The 16,767-nt window shown below is 64.6% G+C and carries 15 protein-coding genes; 8 read left to right on the plus strand and 7 right to left on the minus strand.

The window, feature by feature from the left end; translation table 11 throughout:
* The first annotated feature begins 221 nt into the window (after positions 1–221).
* Complete coding sequence (gene rpsA / locus WB785_RS01820) at positions 222–1,661, plus strand: 30S ribosomal protein S1 (protein WP_424076990.1); 1,440 nt, start codon at positions 222–224, stop codon at positions 1,659–1,661.
* 6 nt (positions 1,662–1,667) lie between these two features.
* Positions 1,668–2,888 (plus strand): dephospho-CoA kinase, encoded by a 1,221-nt coding sequence (gene coaE, locus WB785_RS01825; RefSeq protein ID WP_424076991.1) that lies wholly within the window; start codon positions 1,668–1,670, stop codon positions 2,886–2,888.
* A 34-nt stretch (positions 2,889–2,922) separates the two neighbouring features.
* On the opposite strand, the gene ligD is transcribed toward coaE, so the two are convergent.
* Together ligD and WB785_RS01835 are read right to left on the minus strand one after the other, a co-directional pair.
* Positions 2,923–3,921, minus strand: coding sequence for a non-homologous end-joining DNA ligase (gene ligD / locus WB785_RS01830; RefSeq protein WP_424076992.1), 999 nt, complete (start codon positions 3,919–3,921; stop codon positions 2,923–2,925).
* Complete coding sequence (locus tag WB785_RS01835) at positions 3,918–4,508, minus strand: DNA polymerase ligase N-terminal domain-containing protein (RefSeq protein WP_424076993.1); 591 nt, start codon at positions 4,506–4,508, stop codon at positions 3,918–3,920. Before WB785_RS01835 ends, ligD begins: the two co-directional genes overlap by 4 nt.
* 159 nt (positions 4,509–4,667) lie before the next feature.
* Here WB785_RS01835 and WB785_RS01840 point away from each other — a divergent pair, with 159 nt between their 5' ends.
* Entirely contained in the window at positions 4,668–5,237 is a 570-nt protein-coding gene (locus WB785_RS01840; RefSeq protein ID WP_424076994.1) for a hypothetical protein, read from the plus strand.
* Here the strand turns inward: WB785_RS01840 and WB785_RS01845 are convergent.
* On the minus strand, positions 5,234–5,668 hold the full coding sequence (locus WB785_RS01845) for a DUF402 domain-containing protein (RefSeq protein WP_424076995.1): 435 nt from the start codon (positions 5,666–5,668) through the stop codon (positions 5,234–5,236). The genes WB785_RS01840 and WB785_RS01845 overlap by 4 nt on opposite strands.
* A 302-nt stretch (positions 5,669–5,970) precedes the next feature.
* Here WB785_RS01845 and uvrB point away from each other — a divergent pair, with 302 nt between their 5' ends.
* The 3 genes from uvrB (at position 5,971) to WB785_RS01860 (ending at position 9,963) form a co-directional block, all read left to right on the plus strand.
* On the plus strand, positions 5,971–8,130 hold the full coding sequence (uvrB, locus tag WB785_RS01850; protein ID WP_424076996.1) for an excinuclease ABC subunit UvrB: 2,160 nt from the start codon (positions 5,971–5,973) through the stop codon (positions 8,128–8,130).
* Positions 8,131–8,188: 58 nt separating this feature from the next.
* Positions 8,189–9,580, plus strand: coding sequence for an MFS transporter (locus tag WB785_RS01855; RefSeq protein ID WP_424077005.1), 1,392 nt, complete (start codon positions 8,189–8,191; stop codon positions 9,578–9,580).
* A gap of 143 nt (positions 9,581–9,723) precedes the next feature.
* Positions 9,724–9,963 carry a hypothetical protein gene (locus WB785_RS01860; RefSeq protein ID WP_424076997.1) on the plus strand — a complete coding sequence of 80 codons (240 nt, stop codon included), beginning with the start codon at positions 9,724–9,726 and terminating at the stop codon, positions 9,961–9,963.
* A 25-nt stretch (positions 9,964–9,988) separates the two neighbouring features.
* Here the strand turns inward: WB785_RS01860 and WB785_RS01865 are convergent, their stop codons facing one another.
* Positions 9,989–11,548 (minus strand): glycosyltransferase family 39 protein, encoded by a 1,560-nt coding sequence (locus WB785_RS01865; protein ID WP_424076998.1) that lies wholly within the window; start codon positions 11,546–11,548, stop codon positions 9,989–9,991.
* A gap of 321 nt (positions 11,549–11,869) precedes the next feature.
* Between WB785_RS01865 and WB785_RS01870 the strand changes: the two genes are divergently transcribed.
* Positions 11,870–12,313, plus strand: coding sequence for a universal stress protein (locus WB785_RS01870; RefSeq protein WP_424076999.1), 444 nt, complete (start codon positions 11,870–11,872; stop codon positions 12,311–12,313).
* 56 nt (positions 12,314–12,369) lie between these two features.
* On the opposite strand, the gene WB785_RS01875 is transcribed toward WB785_RS01870, so the two are convergent.
* Positions 12,370–13,047 carry an MBL fold metallo-hydrolase gene (locus WB785_RS01875; protein WP_424077000.1) on the minus strand — a complete coding sequence of 226 codons (678 nt, stop codon included), beginning with the start codon at positions 13,045–13,047 and terminating at the stop codon, positions 12,370–12,372.
* Between the two features lie 123 nt (positions 13,048–13,170).
* Here WB785_RS01875 and uvrA point away from each other — a divergent pair, with 123 nt between their 5' ends.
* Positions 13,171–16,086, plus strand: coding sequence for an excinuclease ABC subunit UvrA (gene uvrA / locus WB785_RS01880; protein WP_424077001.1), 2,916 nt, complete (start codon positions 13,171–13,173; stop codon positions 16,084–16,086).
* Here uvrA and WB785_RS01885 read toward each other — a convergent pair.
* Positions 16,083–16,310, minus strand: a complete 228-nt coding sequence (locus WB785_RS01885; RefSeq protein ID WP_424077002.1) for a hypothetical protein — start codon at positions 16,308–16,310, stop codon at positions 16,083–16,085. The two genes, uvrA and WB785_RS01885, sit on opposite strands and share 4 nt — an antisense overlap.
* Before the next feature lie 9 nt (positions 16,311–16,319).
* A complete protein-coding gene (locus WB785_RS01890; protein WP_424077003.1) occupies positions 16,320–16,736 on the minus strand; it encodes a DUF6653 family protein in 417 nt (138 codons plus the stop codon).
* Between the last annotated feature and the right edge of the window lie 31 nt (positions 16,737–16,767).

Here is a 16,767-nt window from a genome sequence, read left to right on the forward strand (position 1 = left end):
CGCCGAACGTGAAGCGGTTGCGAAATTCTGGCGATTTTTGCGTACTGACTTCACGCTCGGCGTGAGTAGGCGCGGTTTGGCCAGCGTGTGCCCAGTCGAGTAACCTCGACAGGTACCCGGTGACGATGCAGAGCGCGTAGCGCGATGAGGAGGAGCCGGTCAATCGAACACGAACTCGCTTTATCCCTACGACCCCAACCTGTCCGGAGCAACCCAACAATATGCCGAGTCCCACCGTCACCTCGCCCCAAGTAGCCGTCAACGACATAGGCTCGAGCGAGGATTTTCTCGCCGCCATCGATAAAACAATCAAGTACTTCAACGATGGCGACATCGTCGAAGGGACAATCGTCAAGGTTGACCGGGACGAGGTCCTGCTTGACATCGGCTACAAAACCGAAGGCGTAATCCCCTCCCGCGAACTGTCCATCAAGCACGACGTCGACCCCAATGAGGTCGTTTCCGTGGGCGATGAGGTCGAAGCCCTGGTCCTCACCAAGGAGGACAAAGAAGGCCGGCTGATCCTGTCCAAGAAGCGCGCCCAGTACGAGCGCGCCTGGGGCACCATCGAGGAACTCAAGGAGAAGGACGAGGCCGTCAAGGGCACCGTCATCGAGGTCGTCAAGGGCGGCCTGATCCTCGACATTGGGCTGCGCGGCTTCTTGCCCGCCTCGTTGGTCGAGATGCGCCGGGTCCGCGATCTGCAGCCGTACATCGGCAAGGAGATCGAAGCCAAGATCATCGAGCTGGACAAGAACCGCAACAACGTGGTGCTGTCTCGCCGCGCCTGGCTGGAACAGACGCAGTCCGAGGTGCGCAGCGAGTTCCTCAACCAGCTGCAGAAGGGCGCAATCCGCAAGGGTGTGGTGTCCTCGATCGTCAACTTCGGCGCGTTCGTCGACCTCGGTGGTGTTGACGGTCTGGTGCACGTCTCCGAGCTGTCCTGGAAGCACATCGACCACCCGTCCGAGGTGGTTCAGGTCGGCGACGAGGTCACCGTCGAGGTGCTCGACGTCGACATGGACCGCGAGCGGGTTTCGTTGTCGCTCAAGGCCACTCAGGAAGACCCGTGGCGGCACTTCGCCCGCACGCATGCCATCGGCCAGATCGTGCCGGGCAAGGTCACCAAGCTCGTTCCGTTCGGCGCGTTCGTACGTGTCGAGGAGGGCATCGAGGGTCTGGTGCACATCTCCGAGCTGGCCGAGCGGCACGTCGAGGTGCCCGACCAGGTGGTCGCCGTCGGTGACGACGCGATGGTCAAGGTCATCGACATCGACCTGGAGCGGCGCCGGATTTCGTTGTCGCTCAAGCAGGCCAACGAGGACTACACCGAGGAGTTCGACCCCGCCAAGTACGGCATGGCCGACAGCTACGACGAGCAGGGCAACTACATCTTCCCCGAGGGCTTCGACGCCGAGACCAACGAATGGCTCGAGGGTTTCGACACCCAGCGCACCGAATGGGAAGCCCGCTACGCCGAGGCCGAGCGCCGGCACAAGATGCACACCACGCAGATGGAGAAGTTCGCCGCCGCCGACGCCGAAGCTGCCGAAAGGCCGCAGGGCAACGGCTCGTCGGGCGAAGAACAGCAGAGCGGCGGCTCGCTGGCCAGCGACGCGCAACTCGCCGCCCTGCGGGAGAAGCTCGCCGGCAGCGCCTAACTAGGCATGCTTCGGATCGGGCTGACCGGCGGCATCGGCGCCGGTAAGTCGGCGGTGTCGTCCACCTTTTCGCAGTGCGGCGGAGTGGTTGTCGACGGTGATGTGATCGCCCGCGAGGTGGTCGAGCCAGGCACCGAAGGATTGGCGGCACTCGTCGACGCGTTTGGCGACGACATTCTGCTGCCCGACGGCGCACTGGATCGTCCGGCGTTGGCGGCCAAGGCATTCAAAGACGAGGCCACCCGCAAAACCCTTAATGGAATCGTTCATCCGCTGGTGGGTAAGCGTCGTGCCGAGCTGATCGCCGCGGTGCCGGACGATTCGGTGGTGGTGGAGGACATTCCGCTGCTGGTGGAATCGGGGATGTCACCGCTGTTCCCATTGGTCGTCGTGGTGTACGCCGACGCGGAACTGCGGATGGCGCGGCTGGTCGACCAGCGCGGCATGGCTGAGGACGACGCCCGCGCGCGTATCGCCGCACAGGCTACCGACGACCAGCGTCGCGCGGTTGCCGATGTCTGGCTGGACAATTCGAGTACCCCAGAAGCGTTGGCCGAGCGCGCTCGTGCGGTGTGGGACATGCGCATCATGCCGTTCGCCAACAATCTCAGCGCTGGTCGCGTCGTTCGCGCCGCAGTCCGACTGGTGCCGGCCGATCGGGCCTGGCCCGACCAGGCTGCGCGCATCCTCGCCCGTCTCAAGGCCGCGTGTGGCGCAAAGGCGTCGCGCGTTGATCACATCGGTTCCACCGCGGTTCCCGGGCTGGCCGCGAAGGACGCGATCGACATTCAGATCACCGTCGAATCTCTCGCGGTGGCAGACGAACTCGATGCCGCCTTACTATCCGCGGGTTATCCACGCGTCGAGAACGTCTGCAGCGACATCATCAAGGCCGATGCCCGCAGCACCGTAAACCGCTACGACCACAATGACGATCCGACGTTGTGGCACAAGCGGCTTCATGCGTCGGCAGATCCCGGACGCCCGACATTGGTACACCTGCGGGTGGACGGCTGGCCCGATCAGCAATTCGCCCTGCTGTTCGTCGACTGGCTGAAAGCCAATCCCGAAGTCCGCGACGAGTACCTGGCTGTCAAACGCAGTGCGGAGCAGGCAGCATCCCCGGACGGAGACATCGAACGGTATCTGGCGGTCAAGGAGCCGTGGTTCTCCGAGGCATACGGCCGGGCGTGGGACTGGGCCGACCGATCGGGTTGGCGGCCCTAGAACGCCATAGCCCTAGAGATTGGGCAGCGGGGCGTCAGCGGGTCTCCCTTACGACTTCCGCCGCGTTCTTGTCGGTACGCAGACCCTGGTAGCGGGGATGGCGTAGCTTGCCGTCGCGTGTCCACTCGGTGAAACCGATCTGGGCGACCAACTCTGGATCCACCCACCGGGCGTCGGCTTCATGCTTCAAGCCGCGGGTGAACGGCGGCGCGTCTCGTTCGATGGCCGACAGCCGCTTGTGCAGGCTGCGCAGCGTGGCTTGGTCAAAGCCGGTACCCACCTTTCCGGCGAAAACCAGGTCGCGGCCGTCGTGGTAGCCGAGCAGCAGCGCACCCAACCCGATCCGGCTGCCTTTGGGAGCGGTGTAGCCGCCGACGACGAACTCCTGATCGCGGACGCACTTGAATTTCAGCCAGTTCGGCGAGCGGCCGCCGTCATACGACGCATCCGCGAGTTTGGCAATCACCCCTTCGTCGCCGCGTTGGCATGCTGCCCGATAGGCGGCTATGCCATCTTCGACGCGGTGCGGGGTGTTGCGCAGCGGATCGCTGAATTGAATAGCGTTGCGTAGCAAGCGCTTGCGCCAGGACAACGGAATGCCGATGGTGGACTTGCCATCCAGGTGCAGCAGGTCGAAAAGGTAGTAGTAAACATGGATCGGTGATGCCCGTGCCGCCTCCGCGTTGGTGATGCCTAGACGGCCCTGCAGCCGGGCGAAGCTGGTGCGGCGCCCATCGAACGCCACAACCTCGCCATCCACCACGAACCTGGTAGCGTGTTGCGCAGCGAGCGCGTCGACCAGTTCTGGGTAAGTTCCGTTGAGCGACTGGTGGTTTCGCGATAGCAGCCGCACTCGGTCACCGTCGCGAAACCCCAGACAACGCATCCCGTCGAACTTGCGCTCGAAGATCCAGCCGGGGTCGGAGAACCGCTTTTCGGTCAGTGTGGCCAGGGTGGGGGCTCGCCAGTCCGGCACCCGCTCGTCCCGCAATGCTGAGCGCACCGAGTCGGGCAGGCCGGCGAGGCCGGTCACGACAACTCGTCGAGCGTACGGCCTGACAGCACCGACTCCGGCTGGGTTCGGACGGGATTCTGCTCGGCGGTGTTTTCAGAGCCCTCTTCATCTCTGCGCTTGAGCAGCAGCCACGTCTCGTTCTTGCCCTCCCGAATCCGGGTCAGTGCATAACCGCCGTGCAGCTTTTCGCCATGCAGGCAAAACGACAGGTGTCCGCGACTTAGACACCTGGTCATTTCATGCTCGGTCCGGTTGGCGTAAGTGCCGTGGTCCCAGACAATGACGCTGCCGGCACCGTACTCGCCGTCCGGAATCACTCCCTCGAACTCTGCGTATTCCAACGGGTGGTCCTCGGTGCGGCGTGCCATTCGCCGGTCCTCCGGGTTTGTCGAGGGCCCTTTGGGGATCGCCCAGGACACCAGCAGGCCGCCGATCTCGAGGCGAAAGTCGTAGTGGTCGCTGCGCGCCGCGTGGTGCTGGATGACGAAACGTGGCCCCGGGTCGGACTTGCCGGAGCGGCCGGCTCCCCGGCGCCGTCGTTGTCGTCCGCGTGGCTCCGGGCTGCGGCCCGACCGCCGCTTGCGTCGGTATTCGCTCAGACTCATGCCTGGCAAGTACCCGCCCGGACCAGATCCAGAAACTCCAATAGTTCCTGTGATCGCCGCACGGGGCACCGTACGACGCGCTTGCACCCGCACCCCACAAAGTGACGTTTGCGCCGGCGTCGGTCGGGTTATTTGACGTATGTACGAAAGGAGCCGGTGATGGCCGTTTGGCTTTGGATCGAAATCGCGTTTGCCGTCGTCGTGGTGATCGTGGTGGTGATCGCCTCGGCAATCGTCATTACGAGCCGCAGAAAAACTATGCGACTCAAACAGCGCTACGGCGGCGAGTACGAGCGCCTAGTGGCCGAGACGGGAAGCGAGAAAGTCGCCAAGCGGGAACTCACGACGCGGGAATCCAAGCGGGACAAGCTCGACATTGTTCCGTTGACGCCTTCGGCCCTTTCGGATTTCACCGCCCGGTGGATAGAGGTGCAAAACGGTTTCGTGGACAACCCCGCAGCCGCCGTCGGAGTTGCCGATCGTTTGGTGACCGAGGTGATGCGCCAGCGGGGCTATCGGGTAGACGATTTCCACCAGCAGGTCGCAGACATCTCGGTGGACCACCCGCACGTGGTGGAGAACTACCGCGTCGCCCACAGCATCCACACCTCGCACCGGCATAACGGCAGCACTGAGCAGCAGCGGAAGGCCTTCGTGCACTACCGGGCACTATTCGAGACGCTGCTCGAGACCGCGACCGACCGCGACGAAGCACGTCGCAGTAGCTAACGCCAGGTGAGGTTCATGCCGTCAGCTGCCAGCCAACGCTGCAGGTCGTAATCGTGTCGGGACAGCCCGTCGACGGCGGCGACCGCCCGCCGCACCGCCTGCTCGCCGACCTCGGGGGTCAGCAGGCCGTACCGGACGGCTCCCAACAACTCATCGATGTCGGCTAAATCGGCGCCACGGCCGGTGCGCACCTCGAGATCGAGGTAATGGTCCTCGGAACGCCACACGACCAGACCGGGCGTGTATTCGCCGACGTCGAGGTAATAGTCATGGTCGCGTTCGTGGCCGGGGTTGAAATGGAAAACCGTTGCCCGCAGACCCAGCGACGGCAACAACCAGGACTCCAGGTAGTAAAACTGCGCCCGGCCAGGTGTTGGGCGGGCCAGGTAAAGGCCCCAGGGCCGGACGACGAACTCATCCACCGCCCGCACGATGCCTTTCGGATCGGTGTTGGTGCGGGCGTCAAGGTCGAACGTCTCGTGCTTGGGCGGATGGATGACGTCACCTGACCGGGATCATCGGCGAAACCGGATCTTCCAGCGTAGAAAGCCAGCGTGGAACACGGCCAGCGCGCCGGCATCGGCCGGGACAGCTGGTCGACCCGGCCGGTCCCCGGGACTATCCCGCCACACAACACGGAATCTAATCGAACCCGACCCGACACGCCGGGTGTGGAACCCGTCAGCACGGATAGCACCCGCAGGTTGTCGGTAGACCCGCTTACCCTGGGAACATGGCGTTCGCTACCGAGCATCCGATTGTCGCGCACTCCGAATATCGCCCTGTCGAGGACATGGTGCGTGCCGGTGGGCGCTTCGAGGTGGTCAGCCCCCACGCGCCGGCCGGTGACCAGCCTGCGGCGATCAACGAGTTGGAGCGCCGGCTTTTGGCGGGTGAGCACGACGTGGTGCTGCTGGGTGCCACCGGTACCGGAAAGTCGGCTACGACCGCATGGCTCATCGAGCGGCTGCAGCGCCCGACCCTGGTGATGGCGCCCAACAAGACGCTGGCCGCGCAGTTGGCCAACGAGCTTCGAGAGATGTTGCCGCACAACGCCGTCGAATACTTCGTCTCGTACTACGACTACTACCAGCCCGAGGCGTACATCGCGCAGACCGACACCTACATCGAAAAGGACAGCTCAATCAATGATGACGTGGAGCGGCTGCGGCACTCGGCGACGTCAGCGTTGCTGTCTCGTCGCGATGTCGTGGTGGTCGCGTCGGTCTCGTGCATCTACGGCCTGGGCACGCCGCAGTCTTACCTGGACCGCTCCGTCGAGCTGCAGGTGAGCAGCGAAGTGCCCCGCGACGGGCTGCTGCGGCTGCTGGTCGACGTCCAGTACAGCCGCAATGACCTGTCCTTCACCCGTGGCTCGTTCCGGGTGCGCGGCGACACCGTCGAGATCATTCCGTCCTACGAGGAATTGGCCGTCCGCATCGAGTACTTCGGCGACGAGATCGAGGCGCTGTACTACCTGCATCCGCTGACAGGCGAGGTGATCCGCAAGGTCGACTCGCTGCGGATCTTCCCGGCCACGCATTACGTGGCCGGCCCTGAGCGGATGGCCCACGCGATCTCCACCATCGAAGAAGAGCTCGCTGAGCGGCTGGCCGAGCTGGAGGGCCAGGGCAAGCTTCTGGAGGCGCAACGGCTGCGGATGCGCACCAACTACGACATCGAGATGATGCGCCAAGTCGGATTCTGCTCGGGTATCGAGAACTACTCGCGGCACATCGACGGGCGTCCCGTCGGCTCGGCGCCGGCGACGCTGCTCGACTACTTCCCGGAGGACTTCCTGCTCGTCATCGACGAGTCGCATGTGACCGTCCCGCAAATCGGCGGCATGTATGAGGGCGACATGTCCCGCAAGCGCAACCTGGTCGAATACGGTTTCCGGTTGCCGTCGGCGGTCGACAACCGGCCACTGACCTGGGAAGAGTTCGCCGACCGGATCGGGCAGACAGTGTATCTGTCGGCCACGCCGGGCCCCTACGAACTCAGCCAGACCGGTGGCGAGTTCGTCGAGCAGGTGATCCGGCCCACCGGCCTGGTCGACCCGAAGGTCGTCGTCAAGCCCACCAAGGGCCAGATCGACGACCTGATCGGTGAGATCGGCAAACGCACCGACGCCGATGAGCGCGTGTTGGTGACGACGCTGACCAAGAAGATGGCCGAAGACCTCACCGATTACCTGCTGGAAATGGGTATCCGGGTGCGCTACCTGCACTCCGAGGTCGACACCCTGCGCCGGGTGGAATTGCTGCGCCAATTGCGGCTGGGTGACTACGACGTGCTGGTCGGCATCAACCTGTTGCGGGAGGGCCTCGACCTGCCGGAGGTATCGCTGGTGGCGATCCTCGACGCCGATAAGGAAGGCTTCCTGCGGTCGTCGCGCAGCCTGATCCAGACCATCGGCCGCGCCGCACGCAACGTGTCCGGCGAAGTGCACATGTACGCCGACAAGATGACCGACTCGATGAAAGAGGCCATCGACGAGACCGAACGTCGGCGGGCAAAGCAGATCGCCTACAACGAGGCCAGGGGCATCGACCCGCAACCACTGCGCAAGAAGATCGCCGACATCCTCGACCAGGTGTACCGCGAGGCGGACGATACCGATGCGGTCGAGATCGGCGGATCCGGACGCAACGCGTCGCGCGGCCGGCGAGCCCAGGGCGCGCCCGGTCGGGTTATCAGCGCCGGCGTGTTCGAGGGCCGCGACACGGCCAGCATGCCTCGCGCCGAACTGGCCGACCTGATCAAAGACCTCACCGAGCAGATGATGGCCGCGGCGCGGGACTTGCAATTCGAGCTGGCCGCCCGATTCCGCGACGAGATCGCCGACCTGAAGAAAGAACTGCGCGGAATGGATGCGGCCGGGCTGAAGTGATCGGCGCCTTGAACTCGACCGTCGTTGAGCTCATACCGTGGTGCCCGTGACCGACGCGATGAGTATCGCCGAAACCCCCGGCAGTTGGCGTGTGCTGCTGGGCCACCGGTACCTGGGCACCTCGACGCTGCTCGCCGGTGGTGTGGCGCTCTATGCCACCAACGAGTTCCTGACCATCAGCCTGCTGCCCAGCACCGTCGCCGAAATCGGCGGCGAACGACTCTTTGCCTGGGTGACAACCTTGTACTTGGTCGGATCGGTGGTGGCGGCCGCTGCCGTCAACGCGGCGCTGCTGCGTTTCGGGGCGCGTTTGTCATATCTGCTGGGACTGACCGTCTTCGGGATCGGCAGTGTGGTCTGCGCGGTGGCTTCCAATATGGAGGTGCTGTTGGCCGGTCGCACTTTGCAGGGGGCGGCCGGCGGGCTGTTAGCGGGTTTGGGCTATGCGGTGATCAGCGCGGCGCTGCCCCAAGCGCTGTGGACGCGGGCTTCCGCGCTGGTTTCGGCGATGTGGGGCGTGGCAACGATTGTGGGGCCGCCAACCGGCGGCTTTTTTGCGCAGTTCGGGCTGTGGCGTTGGGCATTCGGTGCGGTGGCGATGCTGACCGCGGCGATGGCCGCGCTGGTTCCAGTGGTGCTGCCCGCGGGCCGAGGCGATCCAAACGCCGCGGCGTCGCTGAAAATCCCGGTGTGGTCGCTGCTGCTGTTGGGGGCCGCGGCACTTACGGTCAGCGTCGCGCAGGTTCCGCACAACGGTGTCGCGACGGCCGCGTTGCTTGCGGTCAGCGTGCTTTTGGTGGCTGTGTTTGTTGTGGTCGACCGGCGGACGTCGGTTGCGGTGTTGCCGCCCAGCGTATTTCGTTCCGGCCCGCTGAAGTGGATCTACCTGACGATGGCGGTGCTGATGGCTTCGGCGATGGTCGACATGTATGTGCCATTGTTCGGGCAACGCCTGGCGCATCTCGTTCCGGTGGTGGCGGGCTTTCTGGGTGCTGCGCTGGCGGTCGGTTGGACGGTCAGCGAGATCGTCAGTGCATCGCTGAGCAGCAGTCGCGTCATCGCCCGCGTAGTCGGCGGCGCGCCGCTGATCATGGCCGCGGGCCTCGCGTTAGCCGCGGCCACCCAGGTGGAGAACGCGTCGGTGGGAGTCGCCGTGCTGTGGGCGGTGGCGCTGGTGATCACCGGGATCGGCATCGGCGCGGGATGGCCGCACCTATCGGCATGGGCGATGCAATGCGTCGACTATGCGAAAGAGGGTGGGGCCGCGGCCGCGGCGATCAACACCGTGCAGCTGATCTCCGGAGCGTTCGGCGCGGGCGTGGCCGGCGTCGTGGTCAACAGCGCGCACGGCGGTGCGGTCGTCGCCGCGCGTTGGTTGTTTGTCGTGTTCGCAGCGCTGGGCGCGGTGGGTGCAGTGGCCTCTTACCGCGCAACCCGCCCACAGCGCTGAACCGACACGAGCTTCCGAAATTGCGATCACAGCCAGTAACAATTGCCACAGCAGCCACAATTTTATATTTCCTCAACGGTTATCCGATCGAGTGCGATGCTTGCACGCTTGATCCCTCCGGAGGATTGCTCACCGGCCCGAGCGTGGGCTTCGGCAGCGTCGAGAACATCATCCTTGCGCTGCAAGCCATCGCAACGGATATCGGAGCTCCGGCGGCCAGCGCCGCGAGCCTGAGCGACGTGGCGGACACCTTGGTGAGCGGTGCGTCGCTTGGCCTGCCAGATCTGAGCACATTCGCGACGGATATCAGCGGACTGTTCGACCCAACCACGGCGTTAGCGGACTTCAGCAACCTGATGACAGATATCGTCTCGGCTCTGTAGCGACCAACCTAGCCAGCGACTTTCGTCAGCGCACCGATTTGATGACCTGGGTGCGATGGAATTGCCAGCGCTCGACGATACGGAACCCCACCAGCTTCGGCGTCAGGTAGGCCGGAGCGCGTCCAAGCACCTTTCCCGGCAGCAGCGACGTTCCGCTCTGGTGATCCGGGAAGGTGGTGTCATGCGTGGAAATCGTCCACAGCGTGGTGCATTGGTATAGCCGACCGACCACCAGCCACACCGCCACGTGTCCGTCCCAGAGGGTGCCGCGTTCGGGTCCACGGTGACCGCGGCCGATGTCGACCAACGGCGCGAAGGCCGCCGGGCGGGTAGCGAGCAGGGCACGGATCGGACCGGGTAGCCAACCCACCGTGTTGTCGACCAGCAAGCAATCCCCGGGCGCGGCGTGGGCGCTGATCACGTCAGCGACCTGGCTGTAATCCCAGCCCTCTTTGGCATACGGCTGTCGTTGCGACAGAAGGTAATTCGGGAAGGCCGCTGCGACAAGCAATACCAGCACGCCGGCAATCCACCGAGGTTTACCGGCGACCGCGACGATGCAGACGGCCAGTATCACGGCCATCGCGGGCGTGGTGAAGAACAGATACCGCGGATAGTAGAACGGTTCGAACGCCGAATAAATCAGGCTGACCGCGGTGGGCGCCACAATCCACGCCGCGCACACGATTAGCAGCAGCCGGCTATCGCGGTCCGGTTCCCATCGCCCGGTGAATCGAAAGGCGATCGCGGCCACCAGAAGGACCGCCGCCAATATCGCGAACGGCACGCTGTTCTCGAAAAACTGATGTTGCAGAACGTCGATCGCGTTGTGCCAATTGAGACGGGATATCCAGGCGACCTGAAATCTCTGGCCATGTGCGAACAACATGAACGGCGTCATCGCCGCCACCGCCACCGCGGTAGTGGCGGCCCACCAGACCACTACGGATTTGCGCCGCCCGACTACCGGTGTGACGACGGCGTAGGTCGGCACCAGCAACACCAGGTAGATGTTGAGCAGGATCGACAGCATCAACGCGACTGCGTAGAACAGCCACAGCCACCATTTGTTTCGCCGTATCGCGGTGATCAGTAACACGGTCAGCCAGATTGCGGCGATTGCGGTGAAGGCATAGGACCGGGCTTCGACGCCGGCCCACGTCACGCGTGGCAAGATCGCGAAAACGACGCCCGCGCACACCGCGGCCGCACGCGACGAGAATTGCTTGGTGAAGACCACGACGCCGGCGGCTGCCAGCCCGATCGCCAGACAGCTCGGGACCCGCGACCAAAATTCGGTCGGCGGAAACACAGCGAACCAGCCATGCATCACCAGGTAGTACAGGCCGTGCACGGCGTCGATGTGGCTCAGCAACCGCCACAGCTCAGACAGCGAGCGGCTCGCCGACGCGGAGATGGTCGCCCCTTCGTCGAACCACAGCGACGGGCGGCTTGCCGCGGCGCCACTGACGACGGCGGCCAGCAACGCGACCGCAAGCGGGTCGAGCAGCCTGCCACGACGCTCTGGACGCGAGTAGCTCGCCGCGACAGCCGCCTTGGGCTCGTCGATTGTCGGGGTGATCATGATGTGTGTCACTGTAAAGGCCCTGTCGTGAACCTAATTACCCGTCTTGCCTGGTCATAATCCCTACCGCTGCGCGAAATTGCGGCATGCCAACTGACCCATGGTGTCGCGTCCCAGCCAATTACGCTGCACCTCAATGGATTTAAGCGGTATTGGATACGTGTCGGTGACCTGCCACCGGGACGGGGGTCCGCAAGCGCCCGCGGCCGGGTGGGGTCCTGCCGAACCACCACTGCGTCGGCGTGTCTCAATCCGGCCATCTCCCTCCGGCAAAGCGATACTGTCTTGGGTTGGCGTAGCAACCGACACCTGGGAGGGTAAATGAGCGCCTATCGGACCGTGGTGGTAGGAACCGACGGCTCGGACTCGTCGCTGCGCGCGGTGGACCGGGCTGGCCACATCGCGGGAGCAGACGCGAAGCTGATCGTCGCGTCGGCGTATTTGCCCCAAGCGGAGGACCCCCGGGCCGCCGACCTCCTGAAAGATGAGGGCTATAAGACGCAGGGCGCCGCCCCGATCTATGCAATTTTGCAGGAGGCCAAGGATCGGGCGCACGCCGCCGGCGCCAAGAACGTCGAGGAACGGCCGATCGTCGGCGCTCCGGTCGACGCGCTGGTGGGGTTGGCGGAAGAGGTCAACGCCGATCTGCTCGTCGTCGGCAACGTCGGTCTGAGCACGATCGCGGGCCGGCTACTGGGATCGGTGCCTGCCAATGTCTCGCGCCGGGCCAAGGTCGACGTGCTGATCGTGCACACCACCGCGTAACCATCAGCGCCCGTCATCGCGGCTAAGTTCAGGCGCTGCACCGCTTTTCGCGCGGCTTACCAGCCGCGCTCGCGCCACCCTGCCAGGCTCGGGCGCTCGGCGCCCAACGTGGTGTCGTCACCGTGGCCGGGATAGATGACGGTGGAGTCGCCATAGACGTCGAACACTCGGGTGGTGACGTCCTCGAGCAGCTGAGTGAAGTCGCCGGGCTGCCAGGTTTTGCCGACGCCGCCGGGGAACAGGCAGTCGCCGGTGAACAGCTGGGTGACATCACCGGTGGCGGGACCGTCAAGGGCCAGTGCAACGGATCCCGGCGTATGGCCGCGCAAATGGATGACCTCGAACGTCAGCTCACCGATCTGCACGGTGTCGCCGCCCGCGAGCAGGCGGTCCGGCTTCACCGGCAGCGGGTCGGCGTCGATCTCGTGGGCGGCGGTCGGCGCGCCGGTGGCCTGCGCCAAGGCTTCCAGCGCCTGCCAGTGGTCGAAATGCTGGTGGCTGGTGACGATCAGGGACACCTTCGGGGCGTGGCTACGCACCAGGTCGATGAGCACGTCGGCGTCGTTGGCCGCGTCGATCAGCAGCGTCTCCCCGGTCGCGGAACACGTCACCAGGTAGGCGTTGTTGTCCATGGGGCCCACCGATGCTTTCACGATGGTGGCGCCGGGCAGGGTCCGGCGGGCGGCGGTACCAGGCTCGACGTGCCCGGTGTAGTTGTCGTCGACGGTCGTCATAACCGTCACGGTACTGGTCCGCTGCTGCTTGTCGGTATGGGCACATAGCATGGGAATGACGTGTGTGATGAGCCGTCCACATTGCCGTCCACAATGACCGCTGAACGACCCGGAAGGGACCCGGTGGCTGACCGCCTGATCGTCAAGGGTGCGCGCGAGCACAACCTACGCAGTGTCGATCTTGATTTGCCGCGCGACGCGCTGATTGTTTTTACCGGGCTGTCCGGTTCAGGCAAGTCGTCGCTGGCGTTCGACACGATTTTTGCCGAGGGACAACGACGCTACGTCGAGTCGCTGTCGGCCTACGCCCGGCAGTTCTTGGGGCAGATGGACAAGCCCGACGTCGACTTCATCGAAGGGCTGTCGCCGGCGGTGTCCATCGACCAGAAGTCGACTAACCGCAACCCGCGGTCGACGGTCGGGACGATCACCGAGGTGTACGACTACCTGCGGCTGTTGTATGCGCGCGCGGGCACCCCGCATTGCCCGGTCTGCGATGAGCGGATCGCCCGGCAGACGCCGCAACAAATCGTTGATCAGGTGCTGGCGATGCCCGAAGGTACCCGATTCCAGGTGCTCGCCCCGGTGGTGCGCACCCGCAAGGGCGAGTTCGCTGACCTCTTCGAGAAGCTCAACGCGCAGGGTTACAGCCGCGTCCGGGTCGACGGCGTGGTGCATTCGCTGACCGATCCGCCCAAGCTGAAGAAGCAGGAAAAGCACGATATCGAGGTGGTGGTGGACCGCCTGACGGTCAAGCTCACCGCCAAGCAGCGGCTTACCGATTCGGTGGAAACCGCGCTGAATTTGGCCGACGGGATCGTGGTGCTCGAGTTTGTCGATCACGAGCATGATGCGCACAACCGGGAGCAGCGGTTCTCCGAGAAGCTCGCCTGCCCCAACGGGCACTCGCTGGCCGTCGACGACCTGGAGCCGCGGTCGTTCTCGTTCAACTCGCCGTATGGTGCCTGCCCGGAGTGCGTCGGCCTGGGGATCCGCAAGGAGGTCGACCCCGACCTGGTGGTGCCCGACCCGGATCGCACGCTGGCCGACGGCGCGGTCGCGCCGTGGTCGATGGGCCACACCGCGGAGTACTTCACCCGGATGATGGCCAGCCTCGGCGAGTCGATGGGCTTCGACGTCAACACACCCTGGCGCAAGCTACCGGCCAAGGCGCGCAAGGCGATCCTGGAGGGCTGCGACGAGCAGGTGCACGTCCGCTACCGCAACCGTTACGGCCGTACCCGGTCCTACTACGCCGACTTCGAAGGCGTGCTGGCGTTCCTGCAGCGCAAGATGGACCAGACCGAATCCGAGCTGATGAAGGAGCGCTACGAGGGCTTCATGCGCGACGTGCCGTGCCCGGTGTGTGAGGGCACTCGGCTCAAGCCGGAGATCCTGGCGGTCACCCTGGCCGCGGGCAAGCACGGCAAAAAGTCCATCGCCGACGTCTGCGAACTGTCCATCTCGGACTGCGCGGACTTCCTGAACGCGCTTACTCTCGGTACCCGCGAACAAGCGATCGCCGGGCAGGTGCTCAAAGAAATCCAGTCGAGGCTCGGCTTTTTGCTCGACGTCGGGCTGGAGTATTTGTCGCTGTCCCGCGCGGCGGCAACGCTGTCCGGCGGTGAGGCGCAACGGATTCGGCTGGCCACCCAGATCGGCTCCGGTCTGGTGGGAGTGCTGTATGTACTCGACGAGCCGTCTATTGGCCTACACCAGCGCGACAACCGGCGACTCATCGAAACCCTCACCCGGTTAAGGGATTTGGGCAATACGCTGATCGTCGTCGAGCACGACTTGGACACCATCGCGCACGCCGACTGGATCGTCGACATCGGGCCCCGCGCCGGCGAGCACGGCGGCCGCATCGTGCACAGCGGAACCTATGGCGAGTTGCTGCGCAACAAAGAATCGATCACCGGTGCCTATCTGTCCGGCCAGCAAAGCATCGAAACTCCGGCGATCCGGCGGCCTGTTGACAAGCGTCGTCGGCTCACAGTCATCGGTGCCCACGAGCACAACCTGCGCAACATCGACGTGTCGTTTCCGCTCGGCGTGCTGACGTCCGTCACCGGCGTATCCGGGTCCGGCAAGTCGACGCTCGTCAACGACATCCTGGCCGCGGTGCTGGCCAACAGGCTCAACGGCGCCCGGCAGGTCCCGGGCCGGCATGTCCGCGTCACCGGCCTGGACCACGTGGACAAGCTGGTGCGCGTCGACCAGTCACCGATCGGTCGCACACCGCGATCCAACCCGGCTACCTATACCGGGGTCTTCGACAAGATCCGCACCCTTTTCGCCGCAACCACCGAGGCCAAGGTCCGCGGCTATCAACCGGGCCGGTTCTCGTTCAACGTCAAAGGCGGACGCTGCGAGGCGTGCACCGGCGACGGCACCATCAAGATCGAGATGAACTTCCTGCCCGACGTGTACGTGCCGTGCGAGGTGTGTCAGGGCGCCCGCTACAACCGGGAAACCCTCGAGGTGCATTACAAGGGCAAGACTATCGCCGAGGTTCTGGATATGTCGATTGAGGAGGCCGCGGAGTTCTTCCAGCCGATCACCGGCATCCATCGGTATCTCCAGACCCTGGTCGATGTCGGCCTGGGCTATGTCCGGCTCGGTCAGCCCGCGCCAACGCTGTCCGGCGGTGAGGCCCAGCGCGTGAAGCTGGCGTCGGAGTTACAGAAGCGCTCCACTGGGCGCACCGTCTACATCCTCGACGAGCCCACCACCGGTTTGCATTTCGACGACATCCGCAAGTTGCTTGACGTCATCAACGGCCTTGTCGACAAAGGCAATACGGTGATCGTCATCGAACACAACCTGGACGTGATCAAGACGTCGGACTGGATCATCGACATGGGGCCGGAGGGCGGTGCCGAAGGCGGAACCATCGTCGCCGAGGGCGCACCCGAGGACATCGCAGCGATACCGGAAAGCTACACCGGCAAGTTCCTCGCCGAAACCCTCAGCGGCACTGGGGTATCGGCCAGTGCACCGCGTCGGTCAAACCGGCGGCGAAAGGTCAGCGCCTAGCCGCCCTCGCCCATCGATTTACGGATTTGGGCCAGTCGCTCGGCAGCCGCCCGCTGCCGCTCCTCGTATTGCTCCTCCACGTCGCGGCCTTCGGGAGTCTCGGCATCCAATTCGGCTGCGCCGATTGAGGTCCCGTATCGAGTCTCGATCTTCTCGCGGACCGATTCGAATGTCGGTACACCAGAATTGTCGTATCCAGGGTCGCTGTCTGGCTCGTCGGGCATGGTTTCACGTTACCCGTGGCGGTCCAGGTAGCGAACCATTTGTTGCCAGTACACCAGCGTCAATGCCATTTGCACCGCGGTAGCGACCGCGGCCAGGACGGGCCGACGTTGACGCGCGGCGACGATTGCCGCAACGGCGATCACTGAGGTCACGGCGCTCAATGCGGCGGCGGAGTCCCTGGGCCGGTTGGTGATCCACAGTTCCTCGCCAAGCATCGCGCGGGTCGCCCAATTGGTTTCCTCAGTGACTTTCGGAAACACGACAGGGTTGACCGCTAGCCAGGCCGCGACCAGCACTGCGTGGCTGCGACGACGCGTCCACACCGGCAGCAGCACCAGCGGCGTGCTCGCCCAGCGTGTCCAGGCGCTCCACGGGTTCGCGTGACGCATGAATATGGCGCGGCGAATACGTGCGACCTGTCCCATCAAGCGTGCTTACCTGCCGACAGGCTCAGTG

This window comes from Mycobacterium sp., from assembly GCF_049585075.1.
GTDB lineage: Bacteria > Actinomycetota > Actinomycetes > Mycobacteriales > Mycobacteriaceae > Mycobacterium.